The sequence below is a fragment of the Paenibacillus sp. WLX2291 genome, from assembly GCF_046603665.1.
Classification (GTDB): domain Bacteria; phylum Bacillota; class Bacilli; order Paenibacillales; family Paenibacillaceae; genus Saccharibacillus.
The window spans coordinates 487,907-502,638 of record NZ_CP176755.1 but is presented as its reverse complement, the minus strand read 5'-3'; the positions used below and the strand labels follow the sequence as shown (position 1 = coordinate 502,638).

Annotated in this window: 11 protein-coding genes; 5 read left to right on the top strand and 6 right to left on the bottom strand. The window is 43.8% G+C overall.

Annotation, left to right across the window (positions count from 1 at the left end; genetic code table 11):
- Positions 1-115 precede the first annotated feature (115 nt).
- Positions 116-1,582 (top strand): potassium/proton antiporter, encoded by a 1,467-nt coding sequence (locus ACDE64_RS02075; protein WP_411348851.1) that lies wholly within the window; start codon positions 116-118, stop codon positions 1,580-1,582.
- 155 nt (positions 1,583-1,737) lie between these two features.
- Here ACDE64_RS02075 and ACDE64_RS02070 read toward each other — a convergent pair whose 3' ends face one another.
- Both ACDE64_RS02070 and ACDE64_RS02065 read right to left on the bottom strand, forming a co-directional pair.
- Complete coding sequence (locus ACDE64_RS02070) at positions 1,738-2,676, bottom strand: anti-sigma factor domain-containing protein (RefSeq protein WP_411348850.1); 939 nt, start codon at positions 2,674-2,676, stop codon at positions 1,738-1,740.
- A complete protein-coding gene (locus tag ACDE64_RS02065) occupies positions 2,669-3,250 on the bottom strand; it encodes an RNA polymerase sigma factor (RefSeq protein ID WP_411344908.1) in 582 nt (193 codons plus the stop codon). Before ACDE64_RS02065 ends, ACDE64_RS02070 begins: the two co-directional genes overlap by 8 nt.
- 521 nt (positions 3,251-3,771) lie before the next feature.
- Here ACDE64_RS02065 and ACDE64_RS02060 point away from each other — a divergent pair.
- Both ACDE64_RS02060 and ACDE64_RS02055 read left to right on the top strand, forming a co-directional pair.
- A complete protein-coding gene (locus ACDE64_RS02060; protein ID WP_411348849.1) occupies positions 3,772-5,460 on the top strand; it encodes a stalk domain-containing protein in 1,689 nt (562 codons plus the stop codon).
- Between the two features lie 542 nt (positions 5,461-6,002).
- Positions 6,003-6,494: a stalk domain-containing protein gene (locus ACDE64_RS02055; RefSeq protein WP_411348848.1), complete on the top strand. Its 492-nt coding sequence runs from the start codon at positions 6,003-6,005 to the stop codon at positions 6,492-6,494.
- 127 nt (positions 6,495-6,621) lie between these two features.
- Here the strand turns inward: ACDE64_RS02055 and ACDE64_RS02050 are convergent, their stop codons facing one another.
- The 4 genes from ACDE64_RS02050 to ACDE64_RS02035 form a co-directional block, all read right to left on the bottom strand.
- Complete coding sequence (locus ACDE64_RS02050; protein ID WP_411348847.1) at positions 6,622-7,155, bottom strand: hypothetical protein; 534 nt, start codon at positions 7,153-7,155, stop codon at positions 6,622-6,624.
- Between the two features lie 70 nt (positions 7,156-7,225).
- On the bottom strand, positions 7,226-7,663 hold the full coding sequence (locus ACDE64_RS02045; protein WP_411348846.1) for a hypothetical protein: 438 nt from the start codon (positions 7,661-7,663) through the stop codon (positions 7,226-7,228).
- A gap of 621 nt (positions 7,664-8,284) precedes the next feature.
- Positions 8,285-9,643 (bottom strand): transcriptional regulator, encoded by a 1,359-nt coding sequence (locus tag ACDE64_RS02040; RefSeq protein ID WP_411348845.1) that lies wholly within the window; start codon positions 9,641-9,643, stop codon positions 8,285-8,287.
- A gap of 1,521 nt (positions 9,644-11,164) precedes the next feature.
- Entirely contained in the window at positions 11,165-11,482 is a 318-nt protein-coding gene (locus tag ACDE64_RS02035) for an MTH1187 family thiamine-binding protein (protein ID WP_411348844.1), read from the bottom strand.
- Positions 11,483-11,946: 464 nt separating this feature from the next.
- Between ACDE64_RS02035 and ACDE64_RS02030 the strand changes: the two genes are divergently transcribed.
- Together ACDE64_RS02030 and nrdG are read left to right on the top strand one after the other, a co-directional pair.
- Positions 11,947-13,971, top strand: a complete 2,025-nt coding sequence (locus ACDE64_RS02030; RefSeq protein ID WP_411350210.1) for an anaerobic ribonucleoside triphosphate reductase — start codon at positions 11,947-11,949, stop codon at positions 13,969-13,971.
- 5 nt (positions 13,972-13,976) lie between these two features.
- A complete protein-coding gene (gene nrdG / locus ACDE64_RS02025) occupies positions 13,977-14,495 on the top strand; it encodes an anaerobic ribonucleoside-triphosphate reductase activating protein (RefSeq protein WP_411350209.1) in 519 nt (172 codons plus the stop codon).
- The last annotated feature ends 237 nt before the right edge of the window (positions 14,496-14,732 follow it).

Sequence of the window (14,732 nt, the reverse complement as noted above, 5' to 3'; positions counted from 1 at the left end):
TGATATTGGAATTCCGAAGTTCCATTTCCATTTTATAGTCTCACTATGTATATGTCGGCATTTCAGCGCAAAAGTTGATGCTTTTTCTACATTTCAATCTGATGGAGGGGTTCGCATGGAAGCAACAGAAATGACAAGCAATCTGATTTTACTGCTGGGAACCCTGCTACTGCTCGGCGTATTATCCGCCAAATTCTCCTCGCGGTTCGGCATGCCCGCACTCGTCTTCTTTATCGTCGCCGGTATGGTTCTCGGCAAATTCATTTATTATGACAATGCGTTTATTACGCAGTGGTTTGGTGTATTGGCGTTGGTGATCATTTTGTTTGAAGGCGGGATGCAGACAGACTTCCGTCAGATTCGCCCAATTATCCGCCCTTCTCTATCACTCGCAACCGTTGGCGTGCTGCTGACCGCGTTTGTGATCGGGTATTGTGCGCATCTCATTCTGGGCGTCAGTCTGATGGAAGGATTGCTGTTCGGCTCGATCGTTGGCTCAACCGATGCCGCCGCTGTCTTCTCGGTATTAAGCGGCAAAAATGTCCGTACTCGGCTCACCTCCACTCTGGAAGCGGAATCTGGCAGTAACGATCCGATGGCGGTTTTCCTGACCATTATGTTTATCGAATTGCTGAATAATCCGGATACCAGCATCTGGAGCGAGATTTTCTCCTTTGTCTGGGAAATGGGCTTTGGGCTTGTACTCGGTTTGATCTGCGGCAGACTATCCGTGTTCCTGATCAACAAAATCAACTTCGAAACATCCAGCCTATATCCGGTGCTGGCTATCTCCAGCGCCCTGTTCACGTATGGCGTTAGCTCGCTTACGCATGCAAGCGGCTTTCTCGGCGTATACGTCATGGCGCTAGTGATGGGCAATTCTGATCTAACCTATCGACGAACGATTTTGCAATTCAATCAGGGCTTCGGCTGGATTATGCAGATTCTAATGTTCGTTCTACTCGGTCTACTCGTCTTTCCTGAACAATTACCGTCGATTATCTGGCAAGGTCTGGCACTGTCCCTGCTGCTCATTATCGTGGCACGTCCGCTCGGTGTGTTCGTCAGCCTACTATTCAGCCAATTCAATCTCCGTGAAAAGACACTGCTCTCCTGGGCGGGGCTACGGGGTGCGGTGCCTATCGTACTCGCCACCTATCCACTGCTGGCGGGCGTGGAGCACGGACAGCTCTTTTTCAATGTCGTCTTCTTCATCGTCCTAACTTCAGCACTGATTCAAGGCACTACCATCTCACCATTAGCGCAAAAGCTAGGTCTGGTCGATAAAACGATTGATCAGCAGCCATCCATTATGGAGCTGGTCGCCACCGGACGAACACACTCGGAGATCAGCCATATGACGTTAACGCCCCAGAGCAAGCTGATCAACCGCCAATTGCAAGAGATCGATCTTCCAGCCAGTGTGTTAATCACCGCCGTGCTGCGCAATGAAGATATCATTACTCCGCGCGGCGATACGATGCTGCTACCTGGTGATAAAATTTATCTGCTCGGTCCCAAAGCCAAACGTGAGGATATCCGCCGTCTGTTTACTGGCGACAGCAATCCGTCAGCATCGTAATCTCAACAAAAAAAGCAGTGCTTCCTGTCAATCGAAGCACTGCTTTTTCTCATGAACCTGCATACGATCGTTCCGGCAGCAAAGTCAGCATAACACTCCCTCACTGTGCTGCCATAATCGTCGTGAAATTGTATAGCTATATGCCCAGACCGGTGTTACCCCTGATCCGCGATATTCGCGGCCAGAATGACCGGTCCGCGCGGCTGATCGCCTGTTCCATCTGGCTCCAGCGTAATCGCAATCGTATCATAGTCTTCCGGTTTGAACGTGTAATACATCGCTCCGTTACCGCCTCTTGTTAAGAAGGTACCGGCACTCTGTTTGATATTCCCCTTAATGAGCCATACTTGAAACGCCTGAGTGCCTTCCAATTTAGGCAAGTTGTCAGCCTGTACCAGCAGATGCGTGCCTTTATCATCAATCACAATCGTCGCTAATCCTTGTGCCACAATATCTTTGGCAGCCGGACTGAGCTTGACCGCTTCATTCACGCGCAACCCCTGACTTGGCATGGAGGCAGCTACGATCTGCTGCTGCAGGCTGCCAATCTGGCTGCTGTTCATCGCCAATTGCTGTTGCATATTGTCTAGCTGACCGCGCAGATTCCCCGCATAAACGCCGATCAGAATCGCTGCGGCTACAGCTACAGCTGTTGTTATACGCCAGATCGCACCTCGACTGGTACGTTTCTCCGTCACTTCCGTTGCTGGTTCATTACGACGCTGAGGCAGCGGAGTGACATTAGATGCTGGCTGTTGTGGTGTATCCAATTCCCCGGTTGGTAGTGTAATTGTCGTTGGTGCTACCGATTCAAACGGCAATCCGAAGGCAGAAGCTTCATGTTCACTGCCTGACTTGGTTTCGGCAAACACTCGATCCAGTACACGGTTTTTCATTCCTTTTGGTGGTACGATAGACTCGGTGACCAGCGGCAGAAAGCCGACCACTTCCCGCAACTCTTCCACGGCAAGGCGGCATTGTTCAGATTGTCTCATATATGCCTCAAATCGCTCCTGTTCTTCCCGATCCAGACCCCCGAGTACATACATCTCGACCATATCCATCCACTCGTTATTGTTGTGCTCGTTACTCATATGCGTTTCCCCCCTTTACCGCTTCAGCAAGCTTACCGTGAAGTTGCCGTATCGCAAGTCTCACCCTGCTTTTGACGGTTCCAAGCGGAATGCTGAATTTCTCGGATACTTCATGTTGCGTCAATCCTTGAAAATAGATCGACTCAATCACTTGTTGCTGTTCTTCACGGAGTTCCATCATGGCTTCACGGATGCGCTCTCGCTCCCAGTTCATCGTGACCTCCTGTTCCACATCAGTCCCGGTATCTGGAAGAACCTGCAACACCTCGTCGCCTACGGCATCGGCCGCTGCGCGTGATGATTTGCGCCGCAGCATGTCTACGGCTATATTACGTGCAATGGTAAACATCCATGTCGAGAGCTTCCCCTGGCCCCGATCATAGCGTTCCGCATGATTCCATACTCTCAAAAATAATTCCTGTACTACCTCTTCCGCTGCCATCGTATCGTGCACAATGCGGTAAGCGAAAGCATATACTGCGCGTTCATAGCGATCATATACTTCTTCCAGAGCTTCGGTGTCCTTGCGGGCAATCCGACGCATCAGTTCTTTGTCGTCCAACAATTCACTCATCCAAGGGCTCCTTTCCCATTCCCCTCTATTATAACGTTCGCACAATAATTTGCGATGGATGACTTTTACGCAATATTATTTTTGCATCCGGTTATCTAAAGGGTGGGCACTGATTTCCATATTGTTGTATTTCAAGCGTAAAAGCAAGATCCGACATCCGTCAGAAAAAACATTTTCCCTAGTGATGCTAACAACATACTATAACATCCGCTTATGTAGAACGATGTCGAACAGAGGATGTCACTTTGTCGAATCAACCAATATTTTCATATTTATAAAATTCACTTCCTTAATCTTATATCCAATATTTTGCATTAAATAGGTATTACCCGTTTAATAACACATTGCGGACCTTTTTGCATCACACCATGATATACATATTTGTCTGCTGCCATTATTGTACCCCTCTCATCAGGTAACATCTGTGAGGATTGAGGGTAAGTCGTCGTCGGTTTCTTATTTTCATTTTGATAGACATCATTATATCGTGTCTATCCATTACACCAAAGGAGTGTGGGAAGATGTTCAAATCGGTTCTCTCTAAAGTCTGTATCGTGCTCATGGCTGTCGTACTGCTCGTACCTGCCACAGCTGGTGCAGCCGCAACAACCAAAGGTGCTGGCTCCGACCTCCGTGCTGCGCTCGGACAAATTCTCGGTGAGCATGCCCTGCTGGCAATCATCGCTATGCAAAAAGGCATCGATGGCAAAGCTGACTTTGATCAGGCTGCCGCTGCACTGAATGCAAATACGGATGATCTGACAGCTGCGATCGCTTCCGTTTACGGCGATGCTGCGGGTCAAGCGTTCAAACCGATCTGGGCTTCGCATATCGGTTTCTTTGTCGATTATGTCAAAGCAACAGCTGCTAATGATAGTGCAGCCAAACAAAAAGCGAAAGACAATCTGGCTGCGTACAAAGTACAACAAGCCAAATTCTTCGCTGATGCGAACCCGAATCTGCAACAGGCTGCGCTCGAAGCTGGTCTGGAAGAGCATATCAATATGCTGCTGAAAGCGTTTGACGACTATGTAGCCAAAGATTACACGTCCGTCTACACAACAGCTGATCAAGCGTACAAACATATGTTTATGTTTGGTGATATTTTGAGCGGCGCCATCGAGAAACAATTCCCAGACAAATTTACAAGTGATGCTTCTACTACGCAAGCATCCGATCTGCGTTCCGGTTTAGGCATTGTGCTGGGTGAACACGCGACACTGGCTGTATGGGCAATGCAAAAAGGCATCGACGGTGCACCAGACTTTGATCAGGCTGCTGCCCAATTGAACAAAAACACAGATGAACTGTCTGCTGCGGTCGCTTCCGTATACGGCGATGCTGCTGGTCAATCATTCAAAACAATCTGGGGTTCCCACATCGGCTATTTTGTCGATTATGTCAAAGCGACGGCTGCCAATGACAGCACAGCCAAGCAAAAAGCGAAAGACGAATTGGCAGAATACAAAGTGGAACAAGCCAAATTCTTCGCTGATGCCAATCCGAATCTGCAACAAGCAGCGCTGGAAGCTGGTCTCGAAGAACACATCAATATGCTGCTGATGGCATTTGACGATTATGTAGCCAAAAATTACACTGGCGCATACGATCAAGAACGCAAAGCTTACGCCCACATGTTTATGTTTGGCGATATTCTGAGCGAAGCGATCGTGAATCAGTTCCCGACCAAGTTCGGCGGTACAGCTAGCGGCGGCTCCACAACGCCGGGTAGCACTACTGCACCGGTAGATCACAGTAACATGCCGGGTATGGACAACTCCTCTTCAGGCAGTACTGGATCAGGCAACACGACAGCTGATGCCAGTCCAGAACTGAAAACAAAAGTGATCCAGTTTACACTGAACAGCAAAACGTATATGGTGAATGGCAAATCGGCAACGATGACAACCAAACCGATCGTATACAAAGGCAGTACGTATATTCCGGTTCGTTATCTGGCTGCCAATATTGGTGCCACTATGTCGTACAACAACAAAACCAAAACAACAACCCTCAATACCGGTCAAGATGTGATCGAATTCTGGGCGAACTCTAAAATTTACAAACTCAACAATATGCAGATGAAAGCTGATGCAATGGTCATTTCCAGAGATGGACGCACTCTCGTTCCGGTACGCTGGATCGCGGATACATTTGACTGGAAACTGGGCTATAACAACGGTGTCATCTCTCTGAGCAAAACGTATTAATACCGAATACTGATATCGGCTACTCATATCGATGTACCGAATGAAGAGCAGGAACTCACCGTAAACGATACTTGGACGCCAAGCAGCAGACAGCCTTCCCTACTGGGAGCTGTCTGCTGTTCTTTTGTTGTCTGTCATTCTTTTGGAATGAAATAGGTAGATATGTTCATTATGCTGTATATGAGCCAAATAGCTGGATATAGTCACAGACTAGATAGCATATTCACTGCATTGCTCACTTGCTTTCCGTTCGATGGACCCATAACCATATATTCATATTCAAAAACAAAGTTGTAACTTTTTTGGTACTATCTGATTAACTACTTAGGAATAGGTTTATACAATACTTAGACAGCATCGTATCGACAAACTATATCGTCCCGATGTTGCAGCGCGCAGCATCATGAAGGGGAAAAATCGAAAATCAGCTGTATCATTCTTAGCTGATGTAAGCGCTATACTGTGGGCGATGTCTGCACATACCGCTATTCTGCACAGCCGAAGAAATCAAATACACATAATTTGCAAAGGGGTAATTCACGATGAAAATGAGAAAATTGCTTGCACCTGTACTGGGACTTTCCTTGATGTTGCCAGCGGCTGGCGCATTTGCTGCCGAAGGCACAACAGCTGACTACAATCCGGAACTGCAAACAAGAGCGATCCAATTCACAATGGGCAGCAAAATGTACATGGTGAACGGCATGTCTAAAAGCATGGCTATTATGCCAGTAGAATACATGGGCACTACATACGTGCCATTGCGCTACCTGGCAGCTAACGCCAACATGAAAGTATCTTACGATGCAATGACAGATACAACATGGCTGGATACAGGTCTGGCTCGCTACGAGTTCTGGACCAAAGGCACAAACGCCAAAGTCTACAAAGTAGACAACATGCGCAAAGGCTTGAACCAACCGATCATCTCCCGTAACGGTCACACACTGGTACCAGTACGCTGGTTCGCTGACGAGTTCGACTGGAACATGTCCTACAGCAACGGCATGATCACACTGACTAAAGTATATTAATCCTAACGTCATCGTTTTATACATGCAAAGCATAAATGGAACCCCACTTTATCTAATAATGGATTCATAAAAATCCATAACTGATAAAGTGGGGTTCCATTTTAATATAAACGATATATAGCATATTTTATTCCTTTTGTTTATATGATTTGCTTGTCCTAAAGTAATTCCATACTTGCTCAACAATTTGAAAAAGCAATGCCACGCCTAGTGCTCCAAGCCATCCAGATATGAGTACACCAGGAATAAACTCAGATACTACATAAATGGCACATGTATTTACAATAACCACAAGCAGAGGCTTGAACCATTGAAATGAATGCTTCAATACATAATGACTTAGCCACCCCCACAATATTGGGAAACCTAGTGTTTCAACAAAGTAAATGCAAATCACTATAGCCAACACATATATAATAGCATTAGACAAATGTGAGAATTGAATAAATTGAACAAAAGAAGCGAACTCAAATAATCCCAACATAGCGAGCACAATGCCAAAACACGGAATAAAAACAAGCAAAGAAATTGCGGCTGTTATAACAAGTCTCATTCCAAAATTAATTTGCTCTTGCTCTCTTTTTTGAAGATAACGTAAAACAGGAAACAAAATCATACAAATACATAAATACATAATGATTGCTAATTGTAATAGGGGCATGTTAACTCCTTCAAGTTAGTAAAATGGTATACTCTAACGAATTAGAGTATACCATCTCTTAGTTTATATTTTAAAATCCTGCTAAGAAAACAACATAATAAGCGATATTGGCTGCCTCAGCAGGTGGTACTCCAAGACTTACTAAGTAATTAGCTACAGTAACTTCTTGCCAATCAGTTAATGTATCCAAAAAATCCGCTAACTTATTTGCATACTTTTCTACGTATTTCCCAGCACTTGGAGAAACTTTACTAAGTAGTTTGTTTAAAAAAGGACCGCCATGTCTTATAGCATTAGTTATTGCCTTTTTAATAACGTTGGAAATAATGTTTTGCTCTGAATTTCCAGAATCGTTTTTAGGAATAGGCGATTGAATTGGCGATACTGGAGAAACAGAAACCTCTTTACCATCCTGAAGTAGAGAGGATGCAAAACTAGCTGTAGGTGCTACCATAGCACCAGTAATTATAGAAGCAGATAACATACTAGCAACCAACTTTTTTCTCATTACTTTATTCCCTCCAATGCTAATAGATAAAAATTTTGCTCGAAACTATATTCACTTAATATTAAGGGGCGCCATCCTTAATTAGTATGATACTAATGTATTCATATTTTTTTACACATTAAATTTAAGAAAGTGCAATTATTTACAATTTCAAAATAAAAAGAAAGGTATATCTTCAAATATTCTATTAGATTAGTATGTGTATTTTTTTGAATATTGACAACCTATTAAATATAGATTTCTCGCTGTTTATTTCAAATAAAGAAGTTAAACATCACTATCCTAACTCACAAAAGATAATTAACCAAGAAAGTGAAAACATCAATTACTTTATTGCTACGCCAGTAGTTAGGCTTGCTCAAGTAACTATTTCTTGGTTAGTTACTTGAACAGCATTAATATATTTACCTTTTCCTAAAAAAGATAGCTTTGAAGAAAATGTAATAGTACTTTCTATAAAGGTGTAGCAAATGTGAGTAAGATAACTTTACTGTACTTTTTAATTAAAATATCTTTTATGCTCCACCATGCACATCATGATTTGTATATGGTGAAAAAGAAGACGTATGGATTAATGGAAGAGCAAGCAATAGAAATAATCCACTAGTAAGTATACAACATTTAAACCAGTTCATTGGCATACACCTCTTCGATTATAATTTGATAAGTTCTTTTTAAGTTAAAGTTAACTTTCACTCTAACTTTTTCAAATAATCCCATATTCTTAATTATATAGTTTTTATAGTTAAGAATATATGCCTTTTCAAGACTTAAAAGTAAGTGTCTTGTACCTTTTTCTATTTCTCCCCTGTTAAGATTATACTTTGCAAGTTCATGCAATAATCTAGTATACCGTTCTTGATTTAGTTGTATCGTATAAACAGTTATATTATCTATGTGTGTATCCAAGCCTTTTATATAATTGTCAAACTCATTTAATACAGAATCAATATCCCAGCAGAATTTGTTGGCAGCTTCTATTATGTTTAATAAAAATAAAGATACTTCATTTTTATTTTGCAAGGCGTAACTTTTATAATCATTCATCACGCTAAAATCTCCAGAAAATATTTGAGCTACATAGCTATTGACCTCAGCCCATCGTTCAAATTTCCTTTTCCATTCTTCAGATACGCTATCACTCTCATGAATCCAGCTCGTATCACGCGATTTTTCACTATATGTTAAAGCTTGAGTATAATCCTGCCTTTCTTCATAAACACCGCAAAGTAACAAATAGGAGTGCAACACATATACAAACAGAGGTAACTTCCAACGAATCGTTGTATCCTTATATTCAGAATAGTAATGAGTAAGTGCCTTCGTTTTAAGCACCCTTACAACTTGCTCTACTTTATCCCAGCGACGCATAGCCTGATATGCTTTACTCAGGTCTTTTAGTGCTTCCAGTTGTTCAGCCTCATCAAGACGTTCCACATATGGTTCAAACTTAATTGCCAGTTGATAATTTTCTTCTTGATCTTCATTTTGTCTAATCATAAACAAGCGATATTGACAAATTGCTAATCGTTCAGAATGTTGTTTCTTCTCATTATTGGCTACATTCTCATATAGCATCATTGCTGCTTCGATATTCTTTCGATCATACAGTTGCTCCGCCAATTCAAAGCATGCAGGAGAATAAAGTAAATGCTCAGACAAAAAATTAATAGCTTTACCGATTTCCTTCAATCGGTTCAGTTCTGTACATCGAAGGATAAACGTGCGGATTCGTCGCCAATCAGGTGCAATCTTCAGTAAGTATTCTTCTGTATATTGATCGTACAAACTTCCTGGTGGCTCATTCATAGCTACTGTAATTTTATCCAGCTGTTTTAAACTAAGGACTCTTGTACCATTAAGAATAGAACTAATAATCCCTGTATTGATGCCAGCTTCATTAGCAAACTTGGACATACTCATTCTTTCAGACTGTATAAAGTTTTCTACTTTTTGGACGATAGAAAATGTAAAATCCACTTTTATTCCTCCTTAATATAAACATGTGGTGCTAAAATAATTTTTATATCGCTATTCTAGTTACCCAAATCCTAATTTTATATAATTATGTATCTCCTATATTAAACAAATATACCTATTTATGAAGATGCAAGCAATAAGAGAGGAAGAGTTTTAATCAATCCAAAAATAGGTGTGTCCTCTTTTCTAATAGCCTTCTCTATTCACATTCTTGATATTTACTTTCCTTTCCTTCTCATGTATACTATGTAGTGTTGTTTTTAACCCTCGGTTTTATCCTTCGCAATTTTCCGGGTGCTGCCGGAATCATTTCAAATTTCCTTTCTTTTCTGAACATCCATTGAAATTTGAGTATCTGATTCACACTGGCGCGGTCATCGGAGCCGCAAGGACAAAAGAGAGGTAGGGCTTTTGTTGTTTTGGATTCATCGTATACAGACAGTGACGATTCCATGTACGTTCCATTTGTATACACAAAGCAAGCGAACCAAAACCGTCCCCGTCCACACATTTCACATTCACCGCACACGGGGTTACGGGTTAACGATAGCTGCAGTTAAGCAGCCATATGACACTGGAGAGCAGACCTACGCAATCTGACTCTGTAACGAAAGCAGTACATTTTGCACCTCAGGCATCCCAACATGCCCCCGCAAAATCCGGCTACATCAATTACACATTGTTGAGCATGAAGCAATTCACATATGGCTCGTAAGCTGCATAACGGCTTATGGCATTACAAGCAAATCAAACATAAGACGCAACACCAGATCCCCGGCAGGACAACCACCACGTTGTCCCACCGGGGATCGTCCAATTTCCAGCCCCAATATCCTGCAAATTCAACTCCCCTACCATTTCCATCCCTACACTCCCACCACTTCCTCTCCAAACAAAAAAGGAAGCAACCACCTAATCACTTTAATCCATCCTTTCAAACCACACACCTATGTTATGTATCTTAAACAACCTTCCCATCCCCCCCTCTAAAAGTACATTTTTATAATGATGCAACAAGAATAAAGTTTGCACCCGCACATAACGAAGGCAAGGAAATAAGGGAAAAGGACGACTTTGGAGGGGCGGGAATCTACAAGTAACTACACAATCCGTAGATTCCTGCGGCTCCACCGGAGGACGTTCCCTTATTCCTTTCCGAAGTGATGTCCGCACAAAACTCCATCCCCGCACTCCCCCTAAAAAAGGACAAAAAAGAGACCCCATCATTCGCAGCTGATGAGGTCTAAAAATATAGTAATTCAAAAGGGGTTATTACAGACATCATAACGGATGCATCTTAAAAAAACCTGATAATAACCTTAAAGAAACATTAATTTTATCATTTTAGGTATCTTCCTTTATAATATTGGGCAAAAAAGAACGCCACGGTCGCAGTCCATGGCGTTCAATCTGTTTATATATTCAAAAGGGGTATGCGTTAACTATAGCTACTTTATCTTAAAACTTTATGAACTCAACCTAAAAAAGTTATTAATTTTCTGATTTTATGCCTTTTTTTGCTCAAGAATGACCAGAATGTTCCAATTTATTGCGTACAGAATCGATTTTGTACTGTGCCGAAGTTGGATGATCGCGCCGATCATCGATTTTGACCGCTGTAGACACTCTACCCGCTCCTTGTTCAAACGGACTTTCATGTAGCGCCTGAATCGCTTTGAATACATCTGCAATATCGCCTTCGATAATGGTACTCATCGGTGTCAGTTGAATCTGAATGCCCTGCTGCTGATCCAATACCCGTTGCATCTGCGCCACATATGAACTCAAGCTCGTACTACCTGTACCGACCGGAATCACGGTCACTTCTGCAATTGCCATCTTGAACTCCTCCTCTATTCCCGCATGTGATTGTATTCTATTCCTGTTTTACCCAAAATCCAACCCTACTACCAGGCGATACGCTGCTCGTCCTTACGTTCATGCAACATAATGAGACACGCCCATTTTTACTTTTTTGTCAATATATTGTGTCATATCATAGACAACACACCTACATATAGAATATAGTTAACGATTTTTTATTGTACTGTAGCACGTTTCAAACGACCTGTAACGCAAGTGTACCGTCGTTTTTTTAGTATGTATACCGTCTGTATGCCAGCATTCGTCGGAATGAGCTGACTACAAACGCACTACCATTTGATACACGGAAAGGATGATCTACACCTATGACTATTCATCGGTCGATGATGAACCCTGCACATCTGTTGAATTCAGACCATTCGGACGAGAATTTCCTTCCCTTTAGCATCACACCGTCAGAGCATAAGCAGCACCCTATTATGGAGATGGGCGAGCATATTATGTATGGTGAGCATGAATCCACACGCGAGAATGCCAATTTGAATGGAGACAGCTTTTCCGGCAAAATGAGCCGTCTCGGCAGCGAATATTCCAAATATTACACCAAAGAGCGTATTCTGCCACCCCCTATCGCCGAAGCGGTCGAGCAGAACCGGATCTATATTCATGATCTGGATCATTATGCGCTTGGTACGACTAACTGTATTTTCATCCCGTTTGAACGGTTGCTGCGCGAAGGCTTTAGCAGTGGCAACGGCAGTCTGCGTACGCCCAATTCGATTATGACAGCGATGGCACAGGTGGCGATTATTTTCCAATGTCAGCAAAATTCGCAATACGGCGGAGTCGCTGCCAACAAGCTCGATTACGATCTGGCACCGTACGTTACTCGCTCATTCCGCAAGCATCTGCGCAAAGGGCTGCGTTATCTCGGTGAATGGATCGCCGCACGTAATGCCGATCTGCATCCAGTCACTGCCACGGCATCGCTACATACCGAGCACAACGAACAGCCAACAACGACATGTTCTGTTGGAGACGAGCATTCGGTTGCTGAGATGGAGCAGATGATCGCCTGCACACATATGAATGACAGTGAATTGGCGCTAAGCTATCCGCTGGCGTACCGATATGCAATGGAAGAGACGCGCAATGAGACGTTTCAAGCGGCGGAGAGTCTCGTTCACAATCTGAATACGATGTCGAGTCGAGGTGGTGGACAGATTCCATTTACAAGTATCAACTATGGGACATGTACGTCACCGGAAGGTCGACTGGTCGTGGAAAGCCTACTGGCGGCGACAGTACATGGGCTGGGCAATGGCGAGACGCCTATTTTCCCGATCCAAATCTTCAAATGTAAGCAGGGTGTGAACCAGCAGCCTGGTGATCCTAATTATGATCTATTTCTAAAAGCGATCGATTGCACGTCGCGCCGATTGTATCCGAACTTTGCTAATTTGGATGCGCCGCTGAACTGCGAACATCTCATAGAAGGCGATCCTGATACGGAGTTTGCCACTATGGGCTGTCGCACCCGCGTCGTGGCTGACCGATTTGGACGGAATCATCTATCTGGTAAAGGCAATTTATCCTTCAATACGATCAATCTGGTAAAGCTGGGACTGGATTACGGGATGATGGATCAAGATCAGGCGGATGAACAGGGCTTTTACCAAGCGCTGGATGAATGTATGCAATTGGCGGCGGAAGGGCTGTTGCATCGATTCCGCATTCAAGCGGTACAACCTGCCAAAGCATCTGACTTTATGATGCGAGAAGGCGTCTGGGAAGGTGGCAATGAACTCGCCCCGGATGATAGGGTCGGCGATTTGATCAAGCATGGTACGCTATCCATCGGCTTTATCGGGCTGGCGGAATGTATGTATGCTCTGTATGGTGTGCATCATGGCGCAGATGATCGCGTCCATGCCAAAGCTCTGCAAGTTATTCGTCATATGCGCAACGTGTGCGATCAGCTGAGTGAGCAGCACAATCTAAACTTCTCACTGATGGCAACACCAGCAGAAGGATTATCCGGCAAATTCGTCGCTATCGACCGTGAACGGTATGGCAGCATCGCAGGAGTGACTGATCGGGAATATTACACCAACTCGTTTCATATTCCGGTCTACCACAATATTCAAGCTGCTGACAAAATCCGGCTGGAAGCTCCGTTTCATGAGCTGTGCAATGCTGGTGCTATCTCATATATCGAGCTGGATGGCAACGCCCGGCAAAATCATGCAGCGCTGGCGCGAATTGTGCAATATGCGCTGTCACAGCAGATCAGTTATTTTAGCATTAATCATCCGGTAGATCGCTGCACTGCCTGTGGGTATGAAGGGATCATCGGCTCCCATTGCCCATCTTGCGGTGAATCGGAGCAGCAGGTGCATATCGCCCGTCTACGCCGGGTGACCGGTTATTTGACGGGCGATTATCAGACGCGCTTCAATCCTGCCAAGCAGGCGGAAGTTCGCGATCGGCTCAAGCACCGCTGATGTGTATGCACATTTGCGGGTACATTCCAGAGTCTATTAATGAAGGACACGGTATGCGAGCAGTCGTATTTATTAGCGGTTGTCGTCATGCCTGTCCGGGCTGCTTCAGTCCGCATACATGGTCATTTACCGCCGGGGAACCTTTTACCGCTTCGTTGCAACAGGAATTGATCGACGGCATGGCGCGCAATCCCCTGCTGGATGGGTTGACTATTGCAGGTGGTGATCCATTCTTTTCCGCGGATGAGGTGGCGGGATTTGTAGAGAAGGTTCGCGCTCAATTGCCACAACTGTCGATCTGGATCTATAGCGGATTTACATGGGAAGAAATCTTTTTGCAACAGTCTCCAAAATATTTGAAACTTCTCTCTCTATGCGACGTATTGATTGATGGAAGATTCGAGAAATCGCTACGCGATGTGTCACTGCCTTACCGTGGCAGTAGCAATCAGCGAGTGATCGATGTGCAGCAGAGTATAGATCGGCGGCACGTTATTCTGTGGAATCATCCGGTACGATTGTGATATCAATCGGTCGACACGCCACTTAATAAAAAGATAATCACAAGCAATATTTTCTACTTTTTCAAAATTTTATTGCACAAAACATTGACTTATGCGATTAAATTGCATATGATTTGATCAAAGTAGTCAATAAGCTGCTTCAATCACGACAATCCGGTGTTATATATACTCAGTAACACTTCAAACCGTACACTAATTTCATAAACCTATTCCTGTTAAAGGGGAGTAGCTGTACAG